Here is a 26,102-nt window from a genome sequence, read left to right as displayed (position 1 = left end):
TGTGTACAACCGCGAGAAGAATCAGTGCCCGCCCAGATAGGCGTTACGCACCTCCTCATTCACCAGCAGTTCTTTGCCGGTGCCGGTCAGGCGAATCTCGCCGTTGACCATCACATACGCCCGGTCCGACAGCTTCAGCGCATGGTTGGCGTTCTGCTCGACGAGGAAAATCGTCATCCCGGTTTTCGCCAGCTCGCGTAGCGTGGCGAAAATCTGCTTCACCACGATCGGTGCCAGACCCAGGCTCGGCTCATCGAGCAGCAACAGCTTCGGCCGGCTCATCAGCGCACGGGCGATGGCGAGCATCTGCTGTTCACCGCCAGACATGGTCATCGCCCGCTGATTGCGCCGCTCTTCAAGCCGTGGGAACAGCTCGAACATGCGCTGCATGTCCTCTTTGGCGTACTTGTCGCCAATCGGGATGGTGCCCATCAGCAGGTTTTCCTCGACGGTCATGTCCGGGAACACCCGGCGCCCTTCCGGCGACTGCGCAATACCGTTGGAGGCGATGTAGTGCGAGGACTTCTGCGTGATATCGACGCCCTGATAGAGAATCTGCCCGCCCGCCGCTCGTGGCTGGCCGAAGATCGACATCAGCAGGGTCGACTTGCCGGCACCGTTGGAGCCGATCAGGCTGACGGTTTCGCCTTCGTTGATCTGCAAAGAAACGCCTTTGAGCGCCTGGATCGGGCCGTAGAACACGTCCAGATTGCGTAGTTCGAGGATCGGTTGGCTCATACCAGCTCCTCTTCGTCGGCGCCCAGATAGGCCGCGATCACTTTCGGATCGTTGCGGATCGCTTCCGGCCCGCCTTCGGCGATGACGATGCCGTGGTCGAGAACCACGATGTGATCGGAAATGCTCATGACCATGCCCATGTCGTGTTCGATCAGCACCACGGTCAGATCGTGCTCGTCGCGCAGCAGCCGGATCATCGCGCTGAGCGCTTCGGTTTCCTGAGGGTTGAGGCCAGCGGCCGGTTCGTCGAGGCAAATGATCTGCGGCCGCGTGCACATGGCCCGAGCGATCTCCAGACGGCGTTGTTGGCCGTACGAGAGTTCACCGGCGAGACGGTTGGCGCAGTCGACCAGATCGACCACTTCCAGCCAGTAGAACGCGACATCCAGCGCATCGCTCTCGGCCTTGCGATAGCCCTTGGTGTTGAGAATACCGGCGAGCATGTTGCGGTTGACCCACATGTGCTGCGCCACCAGCAGGTTTTCCAGCACCGACATTTCCTTGAACAGGCGAATGTTCTGGAACGTCCGAGCCAGACCTGCACGGTTCACCAGATGAGTACCGCCGAACATTTTGTAGTACATGCGGCTGAGGAAGGATTTCGGCGAGACGAAATCGGTCGGTTTGAACGACTCGCCCAGCAACTGGATGACGTTGGTCTGCTGGCCGCGCACGTTGAGTTCGATCTTGCCGCCCGTGGCCTTGTAGAAACCGGTCAGGCAGTTGAACACCGTGGTCTTGCCGGCACCATTGGGTCCGATCAGGGCGAAGATCGAATTGCGTTTGACCTTCAGGCTGACATCGCTCAACGCCTTGATGCCACCGAAATGCATCATCAGTTTTTCAACAGAGAGTACGACTTCACTCATGGCGCAGTCCTCTCGTAGTGAATGGCACCTTTGCGTGGTTTGACCCCGGTGCGGCTGATGCGGATCAGCCCGCGTGGTCGCCAGATCATCATCAACACCATCAGGATGCCGAACAGCAGCACGCGGTATTCAGCGAAGCCGCGCAGCAGTTCCGGAGCGACGGTGAGCACAAACGCGGCGATGACTACGCCAATGGTCGAGCCCATGCCGCCGAGCACGACGATGGCGAGGATCAGCGCCGATTCGAAGAAGGTGAACGAGGTCGGGTTGACGAAGCCTTGATAGGTGGCGAAGAACACCCCGGCCAGACCCGCCGTCGACGCACCGATGGTGAACGCCGAGAGTTTGACCAGCACGTGGTTGAGGCCCATCGAGCGGCAGGCGATTTCATCTTCGCGCAGGGCTTCCCAGGCGCGACCCACCGGCATCTTCACCAGCCGATGCTTGACGTACAACACCGCCAGCACCACCAGGAACAGCACCGCGTAGATGAAGTAATACTTCACGTCCGGGTTGTAGGTCAGGCCGAAGAACTCATGGAACGGTACTCCGCCATCCTTCGCCCGCTTGCCGAACTCCAGGCCGAAGAACGTCGGCAGTGGCGCCGGCATGCCGTTCGGGCCGCCGGTCAGGGACAGCCAGTTGTTCAGCACCAGACGAATGATTTCACCGAAACCCAGGGTCACGATCGCCAGATAGTCACCGTGCAGACGCAACACCGGGAAACCGAGAATGCAACCGGCCAGGCCTGCGGTGATCGCCGCCAGCGGCAGCACGGTCCAGAAGCCCAGACCCAGATATTGGTAACCCAGCGCCAGACCGTAGGCACCGATGGCGTAGAACGCCACGTAACCAAGGTCGAGCAGCCCGGCCAGACCGACCACGATGTTCAGCCCCAGCCCCAGCAGCACGTAGATCAAACCGAGGATGACCACCCCCAGCAGATAGGAGTTGGAGACAAACGGCACGATGATAGCCAGCACAATGATCAGCGGGATGATCCAGCGCAGCCGCGATTTGTAATCTGCCGGCAGCACGTGCACGCCGGAACCGCTGCTCTCGAACCCGTCGAGGATCTTCAGGCCCTTGGGCGTTTGCAGGAACAGGCTGAGGGCAAAGCGACCGGCCATGACGATGGCAATGATCCACGCCACGCGGGTCGCTTCGAGGTTGAAGCTGTAGCCGTCGAGGACCACGCCGACAATCGGCCCGAACACGATCAGCGCAATCAGGCCGGCAAGAATCGCCTCGACCAGACTTTTTTTGATATCGATGGATTTTTCAGTGGTTGCAGACATCGCTTACACCTTCGACACAAGAGGACGGCCCAACAGGCCCTGCGGCCGGAAGACCAGTACGAGGACGAGCAGCGAGAAACTGAACACGTCTTTGTAGTCGGAGTTGACCAGACCGGAGAACAGCGACTCGGAGATGCCGAGGATGATCCCGCCGAGCATCGCGCCGGGCAGTGAACCGATGCCGCCCAGAACCGCTGCGGTGAACGCCTTGATGCCGATGATGAAGCCGGCATAGAAGTCGAACGTGCCGTAGTTCATGGTGATCAGCACACCGGCCAGTGCGGCCATGGCTGCACCGATGATGAACACGTAGGAAATCACCCGGTCGGTGTTGATCCCCAGGATCGAGGCCATCTTGCGGTCTTGCTGGGTCGCGCGGCACATGCGGCCGAGCTTGGTGTATTTGATGACGTAGGTCAGCAGCCCCATGCCGACAAACGCGGCGATCAGGATGAAGACTTTGGTGTAGGTCAGTTGTACGAAGCCGGTGCCGACTTCAACACGCCAGGCACCGGTCAGCAGCGTAGGTACGCCCTGTTGTTTGGCGCCCTGAGCGATCTGTGCGTAGTTCTGCAGAATCAGCGAAATACCGATGGCGCTGATCAGCGGCGCCAGGCGGGTCGAGTTACGCAGGGGTTTGTAGGCAACACGCTCGATGACCCAGCCATACACCGCCGTGACGACGATGGTGAAGATCAGCGTGCCGAGCATCAGCAGCGGGAAGGATTCGATACCGAAGTAAGCCAGCAGAGCCAGACTGATTGCCGCCAGGTAAGCGGAAATCATGTAAACCTCGCCGTGGGCGAAGTTGATCATGCCGATGATGCCGTAGACCATTGTGTAGCCGATGGCGATCAGGCCATAGACCGACCCGAGGGTCAGGCCATTGACCAGTTGCTGCAGGAAAATACCATCCATAACGCAATCTCACGCAGTGAGAACCTGCGCACCACGGGTGCGCGGTTCTTCTAGGAAAAATACAGATGTACGTCGGAGCAATGTCGGAGCGTGATCAGCCCGATCGCCACTGAATCCTGGGGGAGCTGGCTTGCCAGCGATAGCGGTGGATCAGCCAACTTGTGTGTCGATTGACCTGACGCCATCGCGGGCAAGCCCGCTCCCACAGGGTTTCAAGTGAGCCGAGTGATCGCTTCAGCCCTTACTTCTGCTTTTCCAGCTGGTGGTATTTGCCGTCCTTGTCCCACTGGTAAACCACGTAGTCGGAGACTTTCAGGTCGCCTTTGGCGTCCCAGGTCTTCTCGCCCATCACGGTTTTCACCGGGTTGGCCTTCAGCCACTTGGCAGCGGCTTCGCCGTCGTTTTTCTTCGCGCCGTTGAACGCTGCCGCCAGGGTCTGAACCGAGGCGTAGGCGTACAGGGTGTAGCCCTCAGGCTCGGTACCGGCCTTGCGGAACGCGTCCACTACGGTCTTGCTTTCAGGCAACAGGCGCGGGTCGGCGCCGAAGGTCATCAGCACGCCATCGGTGAATTGCGGGCCGCCAGCGGTGGTCACCAGTTCGTCGGTCACGATGCCGTCGTCGGACATGAACTTGACGTCTTTCAGACCTTGTTCACGCAGCTGGCGAACCAGCGGACCGGCTTCCGGGTGCAGGCCGCCGAAGTAGACGACATCGGCGCCGGCGCCACGGATCTTGGTGACGATGGTGCTGAAGTCTTTCTCGCCACGGGTCAGGCCTTCGTACAGCACAGGCTTGACGCCGCGTTTTTCCAGCTGAGCCTTGGTGGCGTCTGCCAGACCTTGGCCGTAGGTGTCCTTGTCGTGCAGCACGACAACCTTCTTGCCCTTGAGCATGTCGACGATGTAATCGCCGGCGACGATGCCTTGCTGGTCGTCACGTCCGCACATACGGAACATGGCGCTGAGGCCGCGTTCGGTAACTTGCGGGTTGGTCGAGCCCGGGGTGATCGCGATGATCCCGGCTTCGTCGTAGATTTCCGAGGCTGGAATGGTCGACGAGGAGCAGAAGTGGCCGACCACGCCGGCGACTTTCTGGTTGGTGAGGTCCTTGGCGACCGTCACTGCCTGCTTCGGTTCGCAGGCGTCATCGCCTTTGACCAGGACGATTTTTTCCCCATTGACGCCACCCGCCGCGTTGACCGCATCGGCCGCCGCCTGTGCACCCTTCATGTACTGCTCGCCGAATGCCGCGTTGGCACCGGTCATAGGACCCGCTACACCGATCTTTATATCAGCTTGAGCAAACGCAGAAACACCCAGCGCAGTAGCGACTGCGAGGGCCAGAAAGCCTTTCTTGTAAAACGTCTGGGACATGAGGTGGTGCTCCAAGGTTTTTTTTAGTTGGCACTGCGACTTCACTTCACTCAAAGCGCAGAGCAAGGCCCGTGCCATCGGTTTTTTATTCTTCAAAAAGTCGCTGCGTTGTTGTTATTTCGACTGTTTCGTTCCCATTTTCATTGGGCGTGCAACCGTCTAAACCGCGGAAGGTGAAACCGTAAATTTATTCAGGCGCAACCCGCGCGCGCCATCATTGCAACCGCAGCGGCAAACGACGTGCAACCAGCCTGTAACAGCCCGCGTCACCGAACTGCACACTGCTGGTGCGGGACTGCTACAACCCGCACCATTACAGGCTAGTCGCTGGATGCAAAAGCGCCGCTTGCGGCAACAAATTTCAACACTCAAATGACGATGCGCAGGCACTGGCCCGCGTGATACAGGGAAAAACCGGCCTCGTACAGGCAACTGCGCAAGCCCACACCAGCCAGGGGCTGCATCGGTGCGAAGGGAATCGGCAGTGCCTGCGGATCACCGTTGCACAGGTAATCGGCGAAGGCTTTGCCGACGACCGTGCCGGTGGTGACGCCGCGACCGTTATAACCGGTGACGGCTACCAGTCCCGGCGCCGGTTCGAACAGGCGCATCAAGTGATCAGGAGTGAATGCAATGCGCCCGGTCCAGGTGCATTCCCACTCGACCGGCTTCAGATTGGGGAAATAATGCTGCTGCACCCGATCAGCCCAGGCTTTGAGAAACCAGGTCGGTTTCTGGTTGCCATTGCCGAGGCTGCCGAGCAACAGGCGCCCGTCCTTGTCGCGGCGGATGCTGCTCAGCACCTGACGGGTGTCCCACGAGCCCTGCCCACCCGGAAGAATTGCCTGCGCGGCATCTTCGCTGAGCGGCACCGAGGCGACCTGGTAGTAATAACCGGGAAAGAAATTGCGCTTGAGTTCGGTCCAGTCGCCTTCGGTATAGGCGTTGGAGGCGATGACCACTTGTTCAGCGAGCACCGAACCCTGAGCGGTCTGCACCGACCAGTTCTGCCCGATGCGCTCAAGGCGTGTCACCGGCGAATGATCGAACATCTGCCCGCCGAGCCCGCGCACCGCACTGGCCAGCCCGGTGACATAGGCCATCGGATTGAGCGTGCCAGCACGACGATCAAGCAGCGCGGCGGCGATTTTCTGCGTGCCGGTGGCTTGCTCGCAGGCCTTGCCGGTGAGCAGTTCGACCGGCGCGCCACGGCGCTTCCATTGCTGTTCGCGACTGCGCAGGTCCGCCTCGCCCTTGGCGTTGTGCGCCATGTGCAAGGTGCCCTCGCGGCGCAATTGGCAATCGATCTGGTATTTATCCACAAGGCTGAACACCAGCGCCGGCGCCGCACCGAGCATGCGGTTGAGCTGACTGCCGACCGCCTCGCCGAAACCGGCCTCGATCTCGTCCGGAGGAATCCACATGCCGGCGTTGACCAATCCGACGTTGCGCCCGGAGCCACCATGCCCTGCACGATGCGCTTCCAGCACGCAGACGCTTTTGCCTTTTTCCAACAGATGCAGCGCCGCCGACAACCCGGTGAACCCGGCGCCGATCACACAGACATCGACCTTGACCTCGCCACTGAGCGCGGTGTTATCCGGCCGTTGTGGCGTGAGCTTTTCCCACAGACATTCTTCGCGTAACGGCATTGCCAAGCTCCTGTCGGAGCAGCCGCAAGCTCCAAGCTACAAGCTGCAAGCCGGTCTGCTTGACGCTTGTAGCTTGAAGCTTGTAGCTGCTTAATCGAATGTAATGCCCTGCGCCAACGGCAATTCCAGCGAGTAGTTGACGGTGTTGGTCTGCCGGCGCATGTACGCGCGCCAGGCATCGGAGCCGGACTCACGGCCGCCGCCGGTCTCTTTCTCGCCACCAAAGGCACCGCCGATTTCCGCGCCGCTCGGGCCGATGTTGACGTTGGCGATGCCGCAGTCGCTGCCGACCGCCGACATGAACTGCTCAGCCTCGCGCACATCGGTGGTGAAGATGCACGACGACAGACCTTGCGGCACGGCATTGTTCAGGCGCAGCGCTTCCTCGAAATCGCTGTAGCCGACCACATAGAGAATCGGCGCGAAGGTTTCGCTGCAGACCACGTCGCTCTGCTCGGGCATTTCCACGATGGCCGGCGAGACGTAATAGGCATTGGGGTATTGCTCTTCGAGCTGACGCTTGCCGCCAAACACCCGACCGCCTTCGCTCAATGCCTGCTCCAAGGCGTCCTGCATGTTTTCAAAACTGTGTTTGTCGATCAGCGGGCCGACCAGATTGCCTTCAAGCGGATGGCCGATACGTACTTTCGAATAGGCAGCCTTGAGGCGGGTGACGATTTCTTCCTTGACCGATTCATGAGCGATCAGTCGACGCAAGGTCGTGCAGCGTTGCCCGGCGGTGCCGACGGCGCTGAACAGAATCGCGCGCACCGCCATGTCCAGATCGGCGCTCGGGCCGAGGATCATCGCGTTGTTGCCACCCAGCTCAAGAATGCTGCGGGCGAAACGCGCGGCGACTTTCGGCGCTACTTCGCGGCCCATGCGCGTGCTGCCGGTGGCACTGATCAGCGCGACACGCGGATCATCGACCAGCGCTTCGCCGGCATCGCGACCGCCGATCACCACCTGGCACAGGCTCGCCGGGGCATCGCTGAAATTCTTCACTACGCGATCGAACAGCGCCTGACAGGCCAGCGCGGTCAGCGGGGTTTTCTCCGACGGTTTCCACACCACCGGGTTGCCGCAGACCAGCGCCAGGGTGGTGTTCCACGCCCACACTGCGACCGGGAAGTTGAACGCGCTGATGACGCCGACCACGCCAAGCGGATGCCAGGTTTCACGCATATGGTGGCCCGGGCGCTCGGAGGCGATGGTCAGACCGTACAACTGGCGCGACAGGCCAACGGCGAAGTCGCAGATGTCGATCATCTCCTGCACTTCACCCAGACCTTCCTGAGTGATCTTGCCGGCCTCCCACGATACCAGCTCGCCAAGGTCGGCCTTGTACTCGCGCAACACTTCGCCGAACTGGCGCACCAGCTCACCGCGACGCGGTGCCGGCACCTTGCGCCAGTGCTCGAATGCATGATCTGCGCGACTGATGTGTTGCTCGACTTCGGCAGCGCCTTCCCAGTTCACCGAGGCAATTTCGCTGCCGTCGATGGGCGAATGCACCGGCACTTTGCCGTTCTGGTACAGGGCCGGGTTGACTCCCAGACGATCAAGCAATGCGGCTACCATCGGTCTCTCCTCAAGCAAAAACAGAATGTGTGCGGCCATCTTTCGCATGGCCGGTCAGGCCTTTAGTTGTAGCCTCACTGCGGCGATGCAACAAACGACCTTTACGCCAGATATCATTCCGTTTATTCATGCTGCCTGGCGAAAGACAAGAAAAAGGACTGGCCATGCTGAACAAACGCCACTTGCCCTCGATCACCGCGCTGCAATGCTTCGAGGCCGTGACCCGGCACCTGAGTTTTACCCGCGCCGCCGAAGAGCTGAACCTGACCCAGAGTGCGGTGAGCAAACAGGTCGCACAGCTTGAAGAACTGTTGCAGCACTTGCTGTTCCGCCGCGTGCGTCGGCGCTTGCAGATGACGCCGGCCGGGGATTTGTATCTGGTCGAGGTCAGAAAAATCCTCAGCCAAGTGGAGATGTCGACGCATTACCTGCGTTCCTACGGCGGCGAGACCGAAGTCCTGCGTGTCTCCACCCCTTCGACTTTCGGCGCCCGTTGGCTGGTGCCGCGCCTGAAAGGCTGGCGCCTGCGCCATCCGTCGATTCATCTGGATCTGTGCAACGAGCAGGAGGCCGACGATCTGTTGCAGGGGCGCAGCGATCTGGCCTTCTATTTCGGCCAGGCTTCGCGTCCGGGCACCGAATGCCTGAAATTGTTCGGCGAACAACTGGTACCGGTCTGCGCCCCGGGCAGCCTGCCGGACACGCCATTCACTGACCCGACGCAACTCACCGACCTGGTGCTGCTGCAAAATGCCTCGCGACCGCAGGCCTGGCATGACTGGTTCGACAGTCAGGGTTACCACACCGAACACAGCTACCACGGGCCGCGTTTCGAAACCTTTTACATGTGCATCCGCGCCGCCCAGGTCGGATGTGGCGTGGCGCTGCTGCCGCGGTTTCTGGTGGAAGAGGAATTGGCCGAAGGCAAACTGGTCATACCCTGGCAGCATGCGATGCCCAGCAGCGATGCCTATTACCTGGCCTACCCGGAGCACGCGGCGGAAGTGCCGAAGGTGCGGGATTTTGTCAAATGGATGCTTGAACAAATCGATAGCCCGGTGTGAGTCAACCGGGATCCCTGTGGGAGCGAGCCTGCTCGCGAAAGCGTCGGGTCAGCCACATCATCTTTAACTGACACACCGCATTCGCGAGCAGGCTCGCTCTCACAGTGGATCTGCGGCGCTCTGAAAAAGTGCTGGCAATCCCCACCGCCGATATGCGCCACTAGCGCCATCGATATAGACCGCGCCAGGCGCGGCGCAACTGGAGACCCGTTTATGAGCGAGAGTGTGTTTGCCGATCGCATCGTGCAGAACCTGCTCGACACCGACTTCTACAAGCTGACGATGATGCAGGCGGTGCTGCACAACTACCCCAACGTCGAAGTCGAATGGGAGTTCCGCTGCCGCAATGCCGAGGATCTGCGTCCGTATCTGGCCGAAATCCGCCATCAGATCGAACGTCTGGCCGAGCTGAGCCTGAGTGCCGATCAGTTGAGTTTTCTCGAGCGCATCAGCTTCCTGAAACCGGATTTTCTGCGCTTCCTTGGCCTGTTCCGCTTCAACCTGCGCTACCTGCACACCGGCATCGAGAACGGAGAACTGTTCATCCGTCTGCGCGGGCCATGGCTGCATGTGATCCTCTACGAAGTGCCGCTGCTGGCGATCGTCAGCGAAGTGCGCAATCGCTATCGCTACCGGGAGACTTCGCTGGAGCAGGCCCGCGAACAGCTGTATCGCAAGTTCGACTGGCTGACCGCCAATGCCTCGGCCGATGAGCTGTCGCAACTGCAGGTTGCCGATTTCGGCACGCGCCGGCGCTTTTCCTTTGGTGTGCAGGCCGAAGTGGTCAACGTGCTCAAGCACGACTTCCCGGGTCGTTTCGTCGGTACCAGCAACGTGCATCTGTCCCGCGAACTGGACATGAAACCGCTGGGCACCATGGCCCATGAGTGGATCATGGCCCATCAGCAACTCGGCCCGCGTCTGATCGACAGCCAGATCGCCGCGCTCGACTGCTGGGTGCGCGAGTACCGTGGCCTGCTCGGCATTGCCCTCACCGATTGCATCACCACCGATGCGTTTCTTGGCGATTTCGATCTGTTCTTCGCCAAGCTCTTCGACGGTCTGCGCCATGACTCCGGGGACCCGGTGGCGTGGGGCGAAAAGTGCATCGCGCACTACCACAAGCTCGGCATCGACCCGATGAGCAAGACCCTGGTGTTCTCCGACAGTCTGACCCTGCCGAAATCGTTGGAGATTTTCCGCGCGCTGCACGGTCGCATCAATGTGAGCTTCGGCATCGGTACCAACCTCACCTGCGATATCCCGGGTGTCGAACCGATGAGCATCGTGCTTAAAATGACCGCCTGCAACGGCCAGCCGGTGGCGAAGATCTCCGACGAGCCTGGCAAGACCCACTGCAAAGATCCGAATTTCGTCGCCTATTTGCGACATGTGTTTCAGGTTCCTGCCGAATCCAGTCTATCTAGCAAGGAGTGAATTCATGCAAGCCGTACAGCGTGAGATTGCTGAGCAGCTCAAGGTGCAACCACCGTTCGCCGACGATCAGGCCCTGCAGGCCGAAGTCGCCCGGCGCCTGACGTTCATTCAGGACTGTCTGGTCAATTCCGGGCTCAAGACCCTGGTGCTAGGCATCAGCGGCGGCGTCGATTCACTGACCGCCGGCCTCCTGGCCCAGCGCGCGGTGCGTGAACTGCGCGAAAAGACCGGCGACGACCGCTACAAATTCATCGCCGTGCGCCTGCCCTACGAAACCCAGTTCGACGAGCACGACGCCAAGGCCTCGCTCGACTGCATCGCCCCTGACGAAATCCACACCGTGAACATCGGCCCGGCGGTCAAGGCGCTGGCGGCTCAGGTGTCGGCGTTCGAAGGCAAACCTGCGGCGTCAGTGGATTTCGTGCTGGGCAATACCAAGGCGCGGATGCGCATGGTCGCGCAGTACACGATTGCCGGGGTGGCGGGCGGTCTGGTGATTGGCACCGACCACGCGGCGGAAGCGGTGATGGGTTTCTTCACCAAATTCGGCGATGGCGCCTGCGACCTCGCCCCGCTCAGCGGCCTGGTGAAAAATCAGGTGCGTGCGATTGCCCGCAGCTTTGGCGCGCCGGAAACGCTGGTCGAGAAAGTGCCGACTGCTGACTTGGAAGATCTTTCGCCGGGCAAACCGGACGAAGCAGCGCATGGCGTGACCTATGCCGAGATCGATGCGTTTCTGCACGGGGAAACGGTGCGGGACGAGGCGGCGAAGATCATCGTTGATACGTACAACAAGACTCATCACAAGCGGGTCATGCCGTTTGCGCCTTGAGGTATGGAAGTGCCTGCACGAGCCTGTAGGAGCCTGTAGGAGCTGACGAGTGCAACGAGGCTGCGATCTTTTGATCTTGCTTTCAAGATCAAGATCAAAAGATCGCAGCCTTCGGCAGCTCCTACACAAAAAAGCGTCCCGGGGGGACGCTTTTTTTGTGTCTGGTTTACTTGACGACGATAGTGCCTTTCATCATCGAGATGTGGCCAGGGAACGAGCAGAAGAAGCCGTAGCCACCGTCAGCCACCTTGGCAACGTCGAAGGTCACCGAGTCGGTTTCCTTGGCGCCGATGATCTTGGTGTGGGCGATGATGCGCGCGTCGCCGTCCTTCAGGTAGTTCTTGTCGATACCGGCTGCCAGGCCGTCGGTAGCAATCGGCTGCATGTCAGCTTCTTTGCTGATCACCAGGTTATGGCCCATGACGTTCTTCGGCAGGCTGCCGGAGTGGGTCAGTTCGACGGTGAAGGTCTTACAGCTCTTGTCGATCACGATTTCCTTGGTGTTGAAGGACATCTGATCGGTGGAATCAACGGTGGTTTTGCACTCGGCAGCCATCAATTGGCTGCTGGCCAGCGCCAGCAGGGATACCGCAACAACTTTGGAAAACATGGTGAATCTCCAAGGCAGGGTTAACAAAAACACTAGTGGTGGAAAGACTGCCTGAAATCATCGCAAGTTCATATGACTTGAGTCAAAAATTGTATACAACTTTCAGGCTATGACACTCATCGACACAATCTAACGGCCATTTCGTTGGGCCAGCCCTATGATCGGCCCACCTACTGAAACGGAGTGCCTGTCATGTTCTTCAACGGTTTGCTGTGCAGCTTGCTCGCCGCCTACGCTTGTGGCGCCAGCGGTACTTTTGAATCACCCGAACGCGAAGTCTAGTCCTTGGAGCGCAGCGTGCCAGCCGTTACCCTGTGCGACTGATCGACTCAGGAGTAACGCATGTCGCTGAAATCCGTTTGTGTGTTTTGCGGTGCCAACGCCGGTACCGTGCCGGCCTACACTGAAGCTGCCGTGGCCCTTGGCCGGGCATTGGCCGAGCGAAATCTGACGCTGGTCTACGGCGGCGGCGCGGTCGGCTTGATGGGCATTGTGGCTGATGCCGCGCTGGCCGCTGGCGGCGAAGTGATCGGCATCATTCCGCAAAGCCTGATGGACAAGGAGATCGGCCACAAGAGCCTGACGCGCCTGGAAGTGGTCGACGGCATGCATGCGCGCAAGGCGCGGATGGCCGAACTCAGCGATGCATTCATCGCCCTGCCCGGCGGCCTCGGCACGCTGGAAGAGCTGTTCGAAGTCTGGACCTGGGGCCAGCTCGGCTATCACGGCAAGCCTTTGGGGCTGCTGGAAGTGAACGGTTTCTACAGCAAGCTCACGGCTTTTCTCGATCATATCGTCGGCGAAGGCTTCGTTCGCGCGCCACACCGTGACATGCTGCAAGTGAGCGAATCGCCAGATTCCCTGCTCGACGCCCTCGATCAGTGGCAGCCGACCGTCACGCCCAAGTGGGTCGACCAAAAACCCGGTTAACCCCCGGACACCGATACAGGGCAGAATACGCGCCGCTCAACCTCACCTTCGACCCCAGAGGATCGCCCATGGCCAAACCCAATTACTCCTTCGCCAAACGTCAACGAGACCTGGCAAAGGAACAGAAGAAAGAGGAAAAGCTTCAGCGCAAGAAGCAAACCGCTGAAGAAGCGGCACTGAACCCTGACGGTGAAGTGGCGACCGATGATGATGTTGATGCATCCGATGCACCGAAAGATCAGGCGCCCGACGCCTGAGCCCCACCGGGTTTGATGATCGAATCAGACCCTGCGGATTTGTGACGGGGCTGGCGGTTTTGCTGCCGGCCCTCACAGCCCTGCTTTCTCTGACACACCAAAATCCCTTGTGGGAGCGAGCCTGCTCGCGAATGCGATATATCTGTTACAAATCTATTGGCTGACCTGACGCTTTCGCGAGCAGGCTCGCTCCCACATTTGAAGACTCATCAATTCTGAGGCATCACCGTAACCCGCACTTCAGGGTCGTGATTACCGCCACCGAGAATCACCCCACGCAGCGGCGACACATCGGAGAAATCCCTTCCCCACGCCAGCGTGATGTGTTCCAGCGCCGGCTGCACATTGTTGGTCGGATCGAAATCCACCCAGCCCGATACCGGACAGAACACCGATACCCACGCGTGCGAGGCGTCGGCGCCAATCAGGCGTGGCTGCCCCGGCGGCGGCTGGGTCAGCAGGTAGCCGCTGACATAACGCGCCGCCAGACCGCGCGAGCGCACACAGGCCAGCATCAGATGAGCGAAGTCCTGACACACGCCGCGTCGACGCTCCAGCACTTCCACCAGCGGCGTCGCCACCTGGGTGGCTTCGGCATCGAAGGTGAATTCGCTGAAGATCTTCTGCATCAGCGCCTGCACCCCGAGCAGCAACGGTCGCCCTGGCGGAAAACAGCTTTGCGAGAACTCGACGAAGCTGCGCTTCAAATGCACATAAGGTGACTGGAACCGGTAGCGACAGGCTTCGAGCAAGTCGGCGGACAACGGCTGACTGCTGTAGGTCAGCGCATCGCGGGTCTGCTCCCACGCTGGCGACTGGTTGAAATCCAGCGCCGGCCGCGCCAGCACCTCGACCGTCAGCCGGGCGTTGACCTGCAATTGGTCATGGGGCCGTTCAAATGCCAGACGCGTCAACGGATTGCCGAATACGTCCAGTTCATCACGGCGCATGGTCGGCTCGGGGCTGATCAGCAACTGCTGCTCGGTGCAGCGCTGCCAGCTGCATTCGCGCGGCCACAAGTGCGCCAGTTGCTGCGCGAGGGAGACCGGGCTGTCGTAGTGATAACAGGTGTCGTGGAAGATCTGATATTGAGCGCTCATCACACGGACACCGTTCGCTGGCTGACATCATCGACATGGGCGAAATGGCGCAGGGCCAGACGATCCGATACCTGGCCGCTGGCCTCGGCGATGTCCTGCAACAGATCGGCCAGACCATCCAGCGCGGCACGTACGCTGGATTTGCCGAACAACGGATTTTCCAGACAACCGAGATCAAACCGCGACAGGCGCTCGACCAGTTGCGGCAGCGCGGTTTCCCGAGGCGCGGCGAAATCGTCGTTCAGGCGTTTCAGCGTGCGGGTGACCAGTTTCAGCTGAAACAGCACCGCGTGGGGGTTCTGCTCATCCAGCAGCAGCAAATCCAGCACCGGAATCAATTGCGCCACCGCCAGATAGCGTGAGCGGTAGGTGATGCTGCTGTTACCCAACTCCAGCAACCACTCCAGCCCGGCCTGATCAAAAGCACCAGCACCGCGCAGAAATGCGGCGAGGCTGCTGCTGAGAAATTGCAGGCGTTCGATGCGCCGGCCAATCATCAGAAAACGCCAGCCTTCGTCGCGGGTCATGTCATCCAGCGCAAACCCCGATAGCGCTGCCAGCGACATCACCAGACGGTTGAGAAAATCCAGCAGTTCGCCGAAGTCCGGTTCATCGACTTCCAGCTCCAGCGCCTCGCGCTGCAATTCGACCAGCGCCTGCCAGTTTTCCCGGGACAGCTTGCCGCGCACTTGCGAGGCGGCCCATTGCAGGCGTTGCAAGTTGGAGCGCAGGCTGAACGACCAATCCTCGCCCAGCAACGCAGCGAGCAGGCGCTGCGGCAGTTCGCCCTCATCCGGCAACAGCGCCAGCCGCTCGCCGAGATCGACCGCTGCTTGCAGCGCCTGCGGATCATCGCCATCGACGTAACGCGTGAGCATGATGCGCAGCAGCCGCGCGCTGTCGTCGCAGCGTTCGCAGTAGCGGCCGAACCAGAACAGGTTTTCCACCACCCGCGACGGCAGGTACGGATCGCGCCGCACCAGATCGTGCACGCCGACACTGCGTTGCGCCTTCCACTGCCCGCCACTTGGCGCACGATCGCTGAGCACCCAGGTGTCCTTGCTCGCCCCGCCGCGCTGCATCGACACCACTTCGGCATCGGCATCGGCCGCCACTCGGGTCAGACCACCCGGCAACACGCGGTAGCCATCGTGGCTGGCCACCGCATACATGCGCATGCCGATCGCGCGGGGTTGCAGATGACCGTCCTCGGCTTGCCACACCGGCGCCTGCGACAGTTGTGCGAGTTCTTGCGCGACGTAGGCATAAGGCCGTGCCTGCATACGCTGCGCCAGCTCGAGGCGCTGACTGTCACTCAAATCACGGCCGAACACCGGGGCGAAGCTCTGCGACGGGAACGCCGGTTTGATCAACAGCTCCGGAAGTTTTTCCAGCGCCTGCGCCAGCACTGGCGCTTCACCGCACCACCAGGTGGCGATCGACGGCAGGATCAGTTCTTCGCCGAACAGGTATTGATTGATCTTCGGCAGAAACCCCAGCAGCCCTGGCGATTCCAGCACGCCGCTGCCCAGCGCATTGGCGACCAGTACCCGCCCTTGGCGCACCGCTTCGAGCAGGCCGGGGACGCCGAGCGCCGAGTCGGTACGCAGTTCCAGCGGGTCGCAGAAATCATCGTCGAGGCGGCGCATGATCGCGTGCACCCGACGCAGGCCGCTGAGGGTCTTCAGGTACACCGTGGCATTGCGCACAGTCAGATCGCCGCCCTCGACCAGCGGATAACCGAGCTGACGGGCCAGATACAGATGTTCGAAATAACTTTCGTTGAACCGCCCCGGCGTCAGCAGCACCACCAGCGGTGCGTCATCGCCCTGCGGCGCCTGACGGGCCAAAGTTTCCTGCAAGGTGCGGAAGAAACCGGCCAGATGCTGAACCTTCAGATCACGGTACAAATCGGGAAAGGCGCGGGAGACGATGGTGCGGTTTTCCAGCGCATAGCCGGCCCCGGACGGCGCCTGGGTGCGATCGGCAGTGACCCACCAGCGACCATCCGGCGTGCGCGCCAGATCCACGGCATACAAATGCAAAAAGGCTGACTCGGGCGGGGCAATGCCCTGACAGGGCCAGAGAAAATTGTTGTGCCCGAATACCAGCTCGGCGGGCAGCAGGCCTTCGCTGATCAACCGCTGCGGACCGTACAGATCCGCCAGCACTGCGTTGAGCAAGCGCGCACGCTGAGCGATGCCGGCGGACAATTGCTGCCATTCATCAGCCGCGATCACATGGGGCAGCAGATCCAGCTCCCACGGCCGGTCAGCGCCCTTGGGATCGGCATAGACGTTATAGGTGACGCCGTTTTCCTGAATCTGCCGCGCCAGCAAGGCCTGACGCTGCACCAGTTGCGCTGGACTGCTGCGCTGCAACTGATCGAACAGGCGCTGCCAATGCGCACGCACTGCGCCGCTGCCGTCGAGCAGTTCGTGATAGGTGCCCGCAGTCAGCGGGTAGCGGTCTAACAGGTCAGGCATGGAAAGCTCGGCAGACAGCAGGGAACGGTCAGACTAACGCAGGCACATGACACGCGGATATACGAAAAATCCGCGTGTTGCGTAGGCTCTAGTAACGGCGCAGGTCGATGGTCATCGGTAGCTCGTCATTGGTTTCTACCTTGGGTACGGGAAGTTTCCCCGGCGTGTGTCCGAGGCGGAAGAAACGCGCCATGCGCCGGCTCTCCGCTTCATTGGCATTGACCGGCAAGGTCTCGTAATTGCGCCCACCGGGATGGGCCACGTGGTACTGGCAACCACCCAGCGAACGCCCCATCCAGGTATCGAGCAGGTCGAACACCAACGGCGCGTGCACCGGTATGGTCGGATGCAGGCAGTTGGCTGGTTGCCACGCCCGAAAGCGCACCCCGGCGACAAACTCACCCACCCGCCCGGTCGGGTGCAACGGCACCGCGACGCCGTTGCAGGTCAGCAAATAACGTTGTGGCGGCAAGCCGTTGAGTTTGACCTGCAAGCGCTCCAGCGATGAATCGACGTAGCGCACCGTGCCGCCCGCCGAGCCCTCCTCGCCCAGCACGTGCCAGGGTTCAAGCGCCTGACGCAGCTCCAGCTCGATGCCATTGACGGCGTAGTCGCCGACCTTGGGAAAACGAAACTCCAGATGCGCCGCGAACCACTCCGCACGCAACGGATAGCCGGCGTTATTGAGTTCGACGATGACGTCGGCGAAATCCTCTTCGATAAAGTGCGGCAGCAAAAAGCGATCGTGCAGCTCGGTGCCCCAGCGTGCCAGTTTCGCCGGCGCATAAGGCTCGCGCCAGAACCGCGCGACCAGTGCCCGCAGCAACAACTGCTGAGCCAGACTCATGCGCGCATGGGGCGGCATTTCAAAAGCGCGCAGTTCCAGCAAGCCGAGACGCCCGGTGGCGCCGTCCGGTGAATACAGTTTGTCGATGCAGAATTCGGCGCGATGGGTATTGCCGGTGACGTCGATCAGCAGATTGCGCAACAGTCGATCGACCAGCCACGGCGCACATTCCTCGCCCGGTTCCGGCATCTGCGCGAAAGCGATTTCCAGTTCGTACAAGGCGTCATTACGCGCCTCGTCGACCCGTGGCGCTTGGGACGTCGGGCCGATGAAGAGGCCGGAAAACAGGTACGACAGCGAAGGATGGTTGTGCCAGTAACTGATCAGGCTGCGCAGCAGATCCGGCCGCCGCAGAAACGGTGAGTCCGCCGGTGTCGCGCCGCCGAGGACGAAATGATTGCCGCCGCCGGTGCCGGTGTGGCGTCCGTCGATCATGAACTTCTCGGTGGTCAGCCGGGTTTGCCGTGCCTGTTCGTAGAGAAACTCGGTGCGCTCGACCAACTCGTCCCAGCTCGCCGATGGCTGCACGTTGACCTCGATCACGCCCAGGTCCGGAGTGACACGGAAATTGCTCAGGCGCGGATCACTCGGTGGTTCATAGCCTTCCAGCAGCACCGGGCAATGCAATTCTTCGGCGGTGGCCTCAATGGCCGAGACCAGTTCCAGATAATCCTCGACCCGCTCCAGCGGCGGCATGAACAGATACAGCCGCCCTTCGCGGGCCTCGGCGCAGAATGCGGTGCGGGTCAGCCAGTCAGCGGACTCATCGATTTTCGGCACCCGCTCATCCGGCGCAGCAGGTTCGCCGTGAAGCCCGAGCTGCGCGGCATCCGGCAGTGCAGCAAAGTCCTGATTCGGGTCAGTGGGATGGATGAAAGGATATTCCGCCGCTTTCACCCAAGGCTGCGACGCCAGCGGCAAGCGATAACCCAGCGGCGAATCGCCTGGCACCAGGCGACAGTCCTCATCACGCAGATACCAACGCCCGCTCTGCCATTGATCGCCCTTGGCCGTGCGCGCCAGCGGCAGCACGTGACCGATCACCTTGTTCAGGCCCTGACTGAAGACCTTGCGCAACCGGGCGCGCTCCAATGGCTCTTCCAGACGCGAATCTTCGGCGCTGACGTTGCCGGGCAACGCGCCCTCGCGCCAGAGGTAATAGAGATGATCCTCGTAAGCCGGGAAGACGAAGCGAGCCGGCAACTTCAGGCGCTCGGCGACACTGGCCAGAAAACGTCCGGCCAGTTCGCCGTCGGCGCCGTAGTCCTGCTGTTCGTCGGCGATCAACGCGTCGTTGTGCCAGATCGGCTGACCGTCGCGGCGCCAGTAACAATTGAGCGACCAGCGCGGCAACTGCTCGCCGGGATACCACTTGCCCTGACCGAAATGCACCAGCCCCTGCGGTGCATATTGCTTGCGCATGCGTTGAAACAGTTCGGCGGACAGCCGACGCTTGTCCGGCCCCAGCGCGGCGGTGTTCCATTCGGCGCCGTCCGGGTCGTCGATGGAGACGAAGGTCGGCTCGCCGCCCATGGTCAGGCGCACATCGCCTTCGAGCAGATCGGCATCGATCTGCCGCCCCAGCGCCTGGATCGCCCGCCACTGTTCATCGGTGTAGGGCTTGGTGACACGTGGCGCTTCCCAGATTCGCTCGACCGACATTTCGTGGCTGAACTGCGTCTCGCAAGGCTCGACCAGACCACTGATCGGTGCCGCCGAGGACGGATCGGGACTGCAGGCCAACGGAATATGACCCTCCCCGGCGAACAACCCGGACGTGGCATCGAGGCCGATCCAGCCGGCCCCCGGCAGATACACCTCGCACCAGGCATGCAGGTCGGTGAAGTCGACGTCGGTGCCGGACGGGCCGTCGAGGCTTTTCACATCGGCGGTCAGTTGAATCAGGTAGCCGGAAACAAACCGCGCCGCCAGACCGAGATTACGCAACAGCTGCACCAGCAACCATGCCGAATCACGGCAGGAACCGGAGGCGTGTTGCAGTGTGTGCTCCGGAGTCTGCACGCCGGGCTCCATGCGGATCAGGTAGCCGATGTCTTCGCTGAGGCGCTGATTGAGCGCCACCAGAAAATCCACCGCCGGCAGTGGCGTGCGGTCGATGCTGTCCAGGTAAGCCTTGAACGTTGGCGTCAGCGGCAGGGTTTCGAGGTACGGCGCCAGCTCCTTGCGCTCGTCGGCGGCGTAGCTGAACGGGATTCGCTCGGCGTACGGTTCGAGGAAGAAATCGAACGGATTGAACACCGCCATTTCCGCGACCAGATCGACTTCGATGCGCAGCTCTGCGGTTTTTTCCGGGAACACCAGGCGTGCCAGGTAATTGCCCTGGGGGTCTTGCTGCCAGTTGATGAAATGCTGCTCGGGCGAGACTTTCAGCGCATAGGAAAGAATTCGCGTGCGGCTGTGGGGCGCCGGGCGCAGGCGGACGATCTGCGGGCCGAGTTCGACAGCGCGGTCGTAGCGATAATGCGTGACGTGATGCAATGCGACATGAATCGACACGGCGTGCCTCCTGCGAGCCTGGGCGTATGGGAAAGCGCGCAAGACTTATGCCATGCACAGGCTTGCGCGCTTTCGCGAAATGCTCAAGGCAGTACAGCACCAAAACCGGGCGATGCGAGGAAATGCTTTGGCGAGTTTGCTTCTATTTGTGGCAAGCAACAGCTGATGCCGCGTTTGATCGGACGCTTTCGCGAGCAGGCTCGCTCCCACATGTGGAATGCGTTCCCCTGTGGGAGCGAGCCTGCTCGCGAAGAGGCCAGCGGCAACAACTTGATCGTTCCCGCGCGGAGCGTGGGAACGATCAGCAAAACGCCAACCCGAAGGTTGGCGTTCTGTTCAGCTCAAGCAGTGTTTAGCGCGGCACGACCGGCTTGCGTGTCGGCTTCGGCCCTTTGCCTTTGGCCGCATCCTTGCGTTCCTTGGCCGCCTGCTGGTTGCGGGCGAATGCCGCAGCCTTGGCCTGTTCACGCTTGTCCCACGGATTACCGCCATCACTGGCACGCGGCGGCAAACCGGTGTGCTGAGTGAGGATCTTGGTGGTCTTTTCCTTGGCGACCTTGTGGCTGCCGGCCGGCGTCGAATTCTTGCGACGGGCGCTCTGGTAGCTGTCGGTGGCCGGCTGATGTGCCGGGATCAACTGATCCTTGCCCGGGCCGATCAGATCGGCGCGGCCCATGCGAATCAGCGCTTCACGCAGCATCGGCCAGCCTTTCGGGTCGTGATAACGCAAGAACGCCTTGTGCAGACGACGCTGATCTTCGCTCTTGACAATGGTCACGCCGTCGCTCTTGTACGTCACCTTGCGCAGCGGGTTCTTGCCCGAGTGGTACATCGCCGTAGCGGTGGCCATCGGCGACGGGTAGAACGCCTGCACCTGGTCGGCGCGGAAGCCATTGCCCTTGAGCCACAGGGCGAGGTTCATCATGTCTTCGTCGGTGGTGCCCGGGTGGGCGGCGATGAAGTAAGGAATCAGGTACTGCTCCTTGCCCGCTTCCTTGGTGTACTTCTCGAACATGCGCTTGAACTTGTCATAGCTGCCGATGCCCGGTTTCATCATCTGGTTGAGCGGACCTTCCTCGGTGTGTTCCGGGGCGATCTTCAGGTAACCGCCGACGTGGTGGGTCACCAGCTCCTTGACGTACTCCGGCGACTCCACGGCGAGGTCGTAGCGCAAACCGGAGGCGATCAGAATCTTCTTCACACCCGGCAGGGCACGGGCGCTGCGATACAGCTGGATCAGCGACGAGTGGTCGGTGTTCAGGTTCGGGCAAATACCGGGGAACACGCACGATGGCTTGCGGCACGCGGATTCGATTTCCGGGCTCTTGCAGGCGATGCGGTACATGTTCGCAGTCGGGCCGCCGAGGTCGGAAATGACCCCGGTGAAGCCTGGGACCTTGTCGCGGATCTCTTCGATTTCGCGAATGATCGACTCTTCGGAACGGTTCTGGATGATGCGGCCTTCGTGCTCGGTGATCGAGCAGAAGGTGCAGCCACCAAAGCAGCCACGCATGATGTTCACCGAGAAACGGATCATGTCGTACGCCGGGATCTTCTCCTTGCCGTACGCCGGGTGCGGCACACGGGCGTAAGGCATGCCGAACACGTAGTCCATTTCTTCAGTGGTCATCGGAATCGGCGGCGGGTTGAACCAGACATCAAGCTCGCCATGCTTCTGCACCAGCGCACGGGCGTTGCCCGGGTTGGTTTCCAGGTGCAACACGCGGTTGGCGTGGGCGTACAGCACCGGGTCGTTACGCACCTTCTCCATCGACGGCAGGCGGATCACGGTCTTGTCGCGGGTCATGCGCGGGCTGGCCAGAATCTGCACAACCTTGGCTTCCTGCGGATCTTCGACCGGGCCTTTTTCCTGCTCGATGGCGCAGGCCTGGGTGTCCTGGGTATTCACGTACGGGTTGATGATCTTGTCGACCTTGCCCGGACGGTCGATGCGCGTGGAGTCGACTTCGTACCAGCCCTGCGGCGTGTCGCGACGGATGAACGCGGTGCCGCGCACATCGGTGATGTCTTCGATCTTGTGGCCCCACGACAGGCGCTGGGCAACTTCGACAATCGCGCGCTCGGCGTTGCCGTACAGCAGAATGTCGGCGCTGGCGTCGATCAGGATCGAGTTGCGCACGCGATCCTGCCAATAGTCGTAGTGGGCGATGCGGCGCAGCGAGGCTTCGATGCCGCCGAGCACGATCGGCACGTGCTTGTAGGCTTCCTTGCAGCGCTGGCTGTAAACCAGGCTGGCGCGATCCGGACGCTTGCCGGCCATGCCGCCGGGGGTGTACGCGTCATCGGAACGGATTTTCTTGTCCGCGGTGTAGCGGTTGATCATCGAGTCCATGTTGCCCGCCGCGACGCCAAAGAACAGGTTCGGCTCGCCGAGCTTCATGAAGTCGTCTTTGGACTGCCAGTTCGGCTGCGCGATGATCCCGACGCGGAAGCCTTGCGACTCCAGCAGCCGGCCGATGATCGCCATGCCGAACGACGGATGATCGACGTAGGCATCACCGGTAACAATGATGATGTCGCACGAATCCCAGCCGAGCTGATCCATCTCCTCCCTGCTCATCGGCAGGAATGGCGCTGGTCCGAAACATTCGGCCCAATATTTTGGATAGTCAAATAACGGCTTGGCTGCTTGCATGTCGACGACCGGTGTTGAAGTGAAAAATCGCGGGCGCGGAATATAGCACAAATTTTGACCAATTCCGACGACGGTGGTCGGTTTCTCTGTGCGCTGCTCTCGCGCCGCCAACCCGCCACACATTACGCGTTTTTGTTGAACGCACGACGCACGAAACGGCAAGGAAGCCGCCCGCCCGTCGCACTCCCAAGAGCAGCGGGGCATTAAACGCAAAGGAAGACAGGCAATGGCACCCAAACCGCCAACCAGAGGCATCACGACCGTCTCGGTTCATAATCCGCGACCCGATTATTCGATAACCCGGCCTGGTTTCACGGCGCTTTTCGATGGCGGACCGGGGCACAGAATCCCCGCACGCCCGACGCCGTCAGCGGTACAAACATCGATCGATAGCGGGCTCAACCGCATTATCTCCGTGCCTGCGCAGGTGACGGTCAGCACGACAGCGGTTGCGCAATCTGCTGCAGTTGTGCGCGAACGCCCCTTGAGAGATTACTGGATCACTTCGCTGGTCGAGCTGCCGTTGGCCGATGTCGAAGGGATTTCGACGCTCAAGGGACGTCAGTATGTCCAAGTGCCTGAGGGTGGCACCGTGCAGGTCGGTCTGGACACCGCCAGCGGTCTTTACCGGGCGAAATTGCCCAGCGAATTGCACCCGTCTGGACCGCTATTGCAGTTCGATGCCGACAGCCGTCTTTGGCAACCGATCGAAACATGGGCGCCATCGACCTACCCGCTATCCCCGACCCGGCTGGAGGCGTTTCGCACTGATCTGGATTTCAACACGGTCGAGCCGGGGGAGGATGGCCTGTTGCGCTTCAACGGCAAACTCTATGTGCAGATCGAGAATCACGCCTATCAGGTCCTGCATGATCTTGATGCATCAACGCCGCAGAGGGCGGTCATGCGCATCGTTCGCCCCGAAGATCCGATCGCCGCCGATGCGACAAACGTTTACGTTGCATCCCGTTCCGGCAGATCGGAAGCGATCACTTTCAATGCTCAATCCGGCTGGCGCGGGACCTCCTTGACAGGCGTAGCCGGAATGCCGAGAGGCGCAGCAGCGCAACCCTCAGACTTATGGCAGCACCTGGAGGTGGCAGTCGCACTCGAGGGTATCAACAAGCGGATCAAGCTGGATCAGGATAAACGTGAACAGCTGATAAACGCATGGCTGGAGGCAAGTAAAGCGCAGGGAGAGCATGCGCAAACCGTTCGACAAGAAACAATTGCGCTGCTTGACCGCGAGATTCACTGCCACAAACAACTGAAACATCTTGGAAAGGCGCTGAAATACTACGAGGAGCAAAAATCCTCGATCAAGCGCTTCCTGAAGCAGGACGATTACATAGAAAACATAATCAGGCTGCAAAAAAAACAGATGATCGTCTATCAGCAACTGATCGAATGCGGCCTGACGCGCCACGCCCTGGAGGGTCCGATGATCAGCCTCGACCCGCAGCGGCTTCCGCGAACAGTCAACGTTCTGGGCAGGATCCTGAGTCATCTGAAAAAGCGCCAGCACATCGCCGATCACCTGGTGAAAAAATGGCGGGTCTCGCCAGACGACTTCAGGGCGGATGTTCTCTCACCAATGGACACCCATAACGTTGTTGCTTCCTGGGTCCTGAGCAAAAGTCTGATGCTGGACAATCCACAATCGGCCGGCAACGCCCCTCTGGCATCAGAACTGGCGACCCGCTTCGGTCAGGCAACCTTTGTTTACGGAGCGCTTGGCGCAGTTCCCGAGGCTTCCCGCCCTGCCGTATTGAATGGTCTGCTCCAGGAATGCACAGCCATCCGCCAGTGGTTCGAACGCCTTGATCTGGCTGCGGGGGAGCAGCACGCGACTTCACGCATGGAGATCACTGCAGAACTGGAAATATTCGAGCAAATGCTGGTAGGCCGCTTGAACCAGCTGCTCCAACAGGCTGACCGTCCGCTGCTGACGTTCGACCAGCAGGACGTTGATTTCGAGTTCATACCGGCCCAGGACAGAAGCGGCGGCCAACCGCCGCCCAAGCTCATCTTTGGGGCAAAGAAGAACGGCGTCTACAAGTTCCATGTCGGCGAGCGTCGACGCACTGCGCAAAACGAGAAGGTCATCGAGGTCCGCAACCTCCACAATCCCAGGCAGCCGTCACAGACCTATGACCCTGGACGCGGTGAATGGCGTGCGCCCCGGGCAACGCCGCAGAGGAGCTTGCCGTCATTGGTTGCCGAAGCCAATCAGCACCTCGACCGCGTCGAAGCGCATATACGCGCAGCCCTGCGCGAAGAACGGCAAAAAAACCATCCGAACAACATCGTCGAGATGCTTGAAAGCAAAGCCGAGGCATTCAATGACACCGCATTGCAGCTGCAGCGACCGGAACTGGCCCATGGCGAGACAGGCGCGCTGATTCGGCAACTGCAGGACGCCAGTCAACGCCTGCGTGATGAGGGCGAAAACATCCGCCTGCGAATCTATAAAGATAAGCACGTTCTGAACATCGACCGGCTGCTGTACCTGATCGACAAGGGCCACGTGAACGCCCGGAAAGTCGAGAGCCGATTGAAACGCGGTAAAGGTTCGGATCGGGATTATCTCGACATCTATGTAGTCACCGATGCCCGTACCCACGATCCCCTCTGGCACGCACACTTTCATTATGCGAGGCGGGATTCCTCCGACTTGAATTTCAACGTGCCCGGCGCGCACCTGAAAACCCTTGAGCAAAGCCGCATGGGTGTGCGTTCGCAGCGCCGGGAAGAACTGGCGCAGCGGCCACACCGACCTATCTGGCGCGCCCACCTCGATAGCCACACAGCGCAGAAAATTTTCGACCTCGCCGCCGCCTCTGCTCCTCCCATGACACAGCCTCAGGCAATGACGCCGAACAGGCCGGCAGCTTCCGTTGAAGAAGCTACCGTGCAACGACTACAAGGAATGTAA

At 60.8% G+C, this 26,102-nt stretch carries 18 protein-coding genes; 6 read left to right on the top strand and 12 right to left on the bottom strand.

Annotation, left to right across the window (positions count from 1 at the left end; translation table 11 throughout):
- Window positions 1-21 precede the first annotated feature (21 nt).
- The 7 genes from AC0IXA_RS13005 to amaB all read right to left on the bottom strand — a co-directional run bounded on the left by AC0IXA_RS13005 (window position 22) and on the right by amaB (window position 8,431).
- Window positions 22-738: an ABC transporter ATP-binding protein gene (locus tag AC0IXA_RS13005; RefSeq protein ID WP_016771915.1), complete on the bottom strand. Its 717-nt coding sequence runs from the start codon at window positions 736-738 to the stop codon at window positions 22-24.
- A complete protein-coding gene (locus AC0IXA_RS13000; RefSeq protein WP_016771916.1) occupies window positions 735-1,607 on the bottom strand; it encodes an ABC transporter ATP-binding protein in 873 nt (290 codons plus the stop codon). The genes AC0IXA_RS13005 and AC0IXA_RS13000 overlap by 4 nt, the downstream gene beginning before the upstream one ends.
- Window positions 1,604-2,905, bottom strand: a complete 1,302-nt coding sequence (gene livM, locus AC0IXA_RS12995; protein WP_016771917.1) for a high-affinity branched-chain amino acid ABC transporter permease LivM — start codon at window positions 2,903-2,905, stop codon at window positions 1,604-1,606. Before livM ends, AC0IXA_RS13000 begins: the two co-directional genes overlap by 4 nt.
- A gap of 3 nt (window positions 2,906-2,908) precedes the next feature.
- Complete coding sequence (locus AC0IXA_RS12990) at window positions 2,909-3,823, bottom strand: ABC transporter permease subunit (protein ID WP_016771918.1); 915 nt, start codon at window positions 3,821-3,823, stop codon at window positions 2,909-2,911.
- Between the two features lie 241 nt (window positions 3,824-4,064).
- The gene (locus AC0IXA_RS12985) at window positions 4,065-5,198 is read right to left on the bottom strand and encodes an ABC transporter substrate-binding protein (RefSeq protein ID WP_041480713.1); all 1,134 of its coding nucleotides are present in this window, start codon (window positions 5,196-5,198) and stop codon (window positions 4,065-4,067) included.
- 368 nt (window positions 5,199-5,566) lie between these two features.
- Window positions 5,567-6,850, bottom strand: a complete 1,284-nt coding sequence (gene amaA, locus AC0IXA_RS12980) for an L-pipecolate oxidase (RefSeq protein ID WP_471813334.1) — start codon at window positions 6,848-6,850, stop codon at window positions 5,567-5,569.
- A gap of 90 nt (window positions 6,851-6,940) precedes the next feature.
- Window positions 6,941-8,431, bottom strand: coding sequence for an L-piperidine-6-carboxylate dehydrogenase (gene amaB / locus AC0IXA_RS12975; protein WP_471813332.1), 1,491 nt, complete (start codon window positions 8,429-8,431; stop codon window positions 6,941-6,943).
- 164 nt (window positions 8,432-8,595) lie between these two features.
- Here amaB and AC0IXA_RS12970 point away from each other — a divergent pair, with 164 nt between their 5' ends.
- The 3 genes from AC0IXA_RS12970 (at window position 8,596) to nadE (ending at window position 11,764) form a co-directional block, all read left to right on the top strand.
- Complete coding sequence (locus AC0IXA_RS12970) at window positions 8,596-9,495, top strand: LysR family transcriptional regulator (RefSeq protein ID WP_071174249.1); 900 nt, start codon at window positions 8,596-8,598, stop codon at window positions 9,493-9,495.
- Window positions 9,496-9,708: 213 nt separating this feature from the next.
- The gene (pncB, locus tag AC0IXA_RS12965; protein WP_024011382.1) at window positions 9,709-10,932 is read left to right on the top strand and encodes a nicotinate phosphoribosyltransferase; all 1,224 of its coding nucleotides are present in this window, start codon (window positions 9,709-9,711) and stop codon (window positions 10,930-10,932) included.
- A 4-nt stretch (window positions 10,933-10,936) separates the two neighbouring features.
- Window positions 10,937-11,764 (top strand): ammonia-dependent NAD(+) synthetase, encoded by an 828-nt coding sequence (gene nadE / locus AC0IXA_RS12960; protein ID WP_016771924.1) that lies wholly within the window; start codon window positions 10,937-10,939, stop codon window positions 11,762-11,764.
- Between the two features lie 166 nt (window positions 11,765-11,930).
- On the opposite strand, the gene azu is transcribed toward nadE, so the two are convergent.
- Window positions 11,931-12,374: an azurin gene (gene azu / locus AC0IXA_RS12955; RefSeq protein ID WP_016771925.1), complete on the bottom strand. Its 444-nt coding sequence runs from the start codon at window positions 12,372-12,374 to the stop codon at window positions 11,931-11,933.
- A gap of 342 nt (window positions 12,375-12,716) precedes the next feature.
- On the opposite strand from azu, the gene AC0IXA_RS12950 reads away from it, so the two are divergent.
- On the top strand, window positions 12,717-13,304 hold the full coding sequence (locus tag AC0IXA_RS12950) for an LOG family protein (RefSeq protein WP_024011379.1): 588 nt from the start codon (window positions 12,717-12,719) through the stop codon (window positions 13,302-13,304).
- A 68-nt stretch (window positions 13,305-13,372) separates the two neighbouring features.
- Window positions 13,373-13,561, top strand: a complete 189-nt coding sequence (locus tag AC0IXA_RS12945) for a hypothetical protein (RefSeq protein ID WP_039756918.1) — start codon at window positions 13,373-13,375, stop codon at window positions 13,559-13,561.
- Between the two features lie 209 nt (window positions 13,562-13,770).
- Here the strand turns inward: AC0IXA_RS12945 and AC0IXA_RS12940 are convergent, their stop codons facing one another.
- The 4 genes from AC0IXA_RS12940 to AC0IXA_RS12925 all read right to left on the bottom strand — a co-directional run bounded on the left by AC0IXA_RS12940 (window position 13,771) and on the right by AC0IXA_RS12925 (window position 23,167).
- Window positions 13,771-14,661 (bottom strand): transglutaminase family protein, encoded by an 891-nt coding sequence (locus AC0IXA_RS12940; protein ID WP_056787573.1) that lies wholly within the window; start codon window positions 14,659-14,661, stop codon window positions 13,771-13,773.
- Complete coding sequence (locus AC0IXA_RS12935) at window positions 14,661-17,147, bottom strand: circularly permuted type 2 ATP-grasp protein (protein WP_471813328.1); 2,487 nt, start codon at window positions 17,145-17,147, stop codon at window positions 14,661-14,663. The genes AC0IXA_RS12940 and AC0IXA_RS12935 overlap by 1 nt, the downstream gene beginning before the upstream one ends.
- An 88-nt stretch (window positions 17,148-17,235) precedes the next feature.
- Window positions 17,236-20,511, bottom strand: coding sequence for a transglutaminase family protein (locus AC0IXA_RS12930; protein ID WP_471813326.1), 3,276 nt, complete (start codon window positions 20,509-20,511; stop codon window positions 17,236-17,238).
- 352 nt (window positions 20,512-20,863) lie between these two features.
- A complete protein-coding gene (locus AC0IXA_RS12925; RefSeq protein WP_016771932.1) occupies window positions 20,864-23,167 on the bottom strand; it encodes a YgiQ family radical SAM protein in 2,304 nt (767 codons plus the stop codon).
- 226 nt (window positions 23,168-23,393) lie between these two features.
- On the opposite strand from AC0IXA_RS12925, the gene AC0IXA_RS12920 reads away from it, so the two are divergent.
- A complete protein-coding gene (locus AC0IXA_RS12920; protein ID WP_471813324.1) occupies window positions 23,394-26,102 on the top strand; it encodes a hypothetical protein in 2,709 nt (902 codons plus the stop codon).

The sequence above is a fragment of the Pseudomonas sp. AC083 genome (assembly GCF_979253165.1).
Note: the sequence above shows the minus strand (reverse complement) of the source record. Positions and strands in the feature narration are given on the sequence as shown.

Excerpts from the sequence above, each read along its gene's own strand:
- AC0IXA_RS13005 (WP_016771915.1), bottom strand. The coding sequence starts at position 738 with ATGAGCCAACCGATCCTCGAACTACGCAATCTGGACGTGTTCTACGGC.
- AC0IXA_RS13000 (WP_016771916.1), bottom strand. The coding sequence starts at position 1,607 with ATGAGTGAAGTCGTACTCTCTGTTGAAAAACTGATGATGCATTTCGGT.
- livM (WP_016771917.1), bottom strand. The coding sequence starts at position 2,905 with ATGTCTGCAACCACTGAAAAATCCATCGATATCAAAAAAAGTCTGGTC.
- AC0IXA_RS12990 (WP_016771918.1), bottom strand. The coding sequence starts at position 3,823 with ATGGATGGTATTTTCCTGCAGCAACTGGTCAATGGCCTGACCCTCGGG.
- AC0IXA_RS12985 (WP_041480713.1), bottom strand. The coding sequence starts at position 5,198 with ATGTCCCAGACGTTTTACAAGAAAGGCTTTCTGGCCCTCGCAGTCGCT.
- amaA (WP_471813334.1), bottom strand. The coding sequence starts at position 6,850 with ATGCCGTTACGCGAAGAATGTCTGTGGGAAAAGCTCACGCCACAACGG.
- amaB (WP_471813332.1), bottom strand. The coding sequence starts at position 8,431 with ATGGTAGCCGCATTGCTTGATCGTCTGGGAGTCAACCCGGCCCTGTAC.
- AC0IXA_RS12970 (WP_071174249.1), top strand. The coding sequence starts at position 8,596 with ATGCTGAACAAACGCCACTTGCCCTCGATCACCGCGCTGCAATGCTTC.
- pncB (WP_024011382.1), top strand. The coding sequence starts at position 9,709 with ATGAGCGAGAGTGTGTTTGCCGATCGCATCGTGCAGAACCTGCTCGAC.
- nadE (WP_016771924.1), top strand. The coding sequence starts at position 10,937 with ATGCAAGCCGTACAGCGTGAGATTGCTGAGCAGCTCAAGGTGCAACCA.
- azu (WP_016771925.1), bottom strand. The coding sequence starts at position 12,374 with ATGTTTTCCAAAGTTGTTGCGGTATCCCTGCTGGCGCTGGCCAGCAGC.
- AC0IXA_RS12950 (WP_024011379.1), top strand. The coding sequence starts at position 12,717 with ATGTCGCTGAAATCCGTTTGTGTGTTTTGCGGTGCCAACGCCGGTACC.
- AC0IXA_RS12945 (WP_039756918.1), top strand. The coding sequence starts at position 13,373 with ATGGCCAAACCCAATTACTCCTTCGCCAAACGTCAACGAGACCTGGCA.
- AC0IXA_RS12940 (WP_056787573.1), bottom strand. The coding sequence starts at position 14,661 with ATGAGCGCTCAATATCAGATCTTCCACGACACCTGTTATCACTACGAC.
- AC0IXA_RS12935 (WP_471813328.1), bottom strand. The coding sequence starts at position 17,147 with ATGCCTGACCTGTTAGACCGCTACCCGCTGACTGCGGGCACCTATCAC.
- AC0IXA_RS12925 (WP_016771932.1), bottom strand. The coding sequence starts at position 23,167 with ATGCAAGCAGCCAAGCCGTTATTTGACTATCCAAAATATTGGGCCGAA.
- AC0IXA_RS12920 (WP_471813324.1), top strand. The coding sequence starts at position 23,394 with ATGGCACCCAAACCGCCAACCAGAGGCATCACGACCGTCTCGGTTCAT.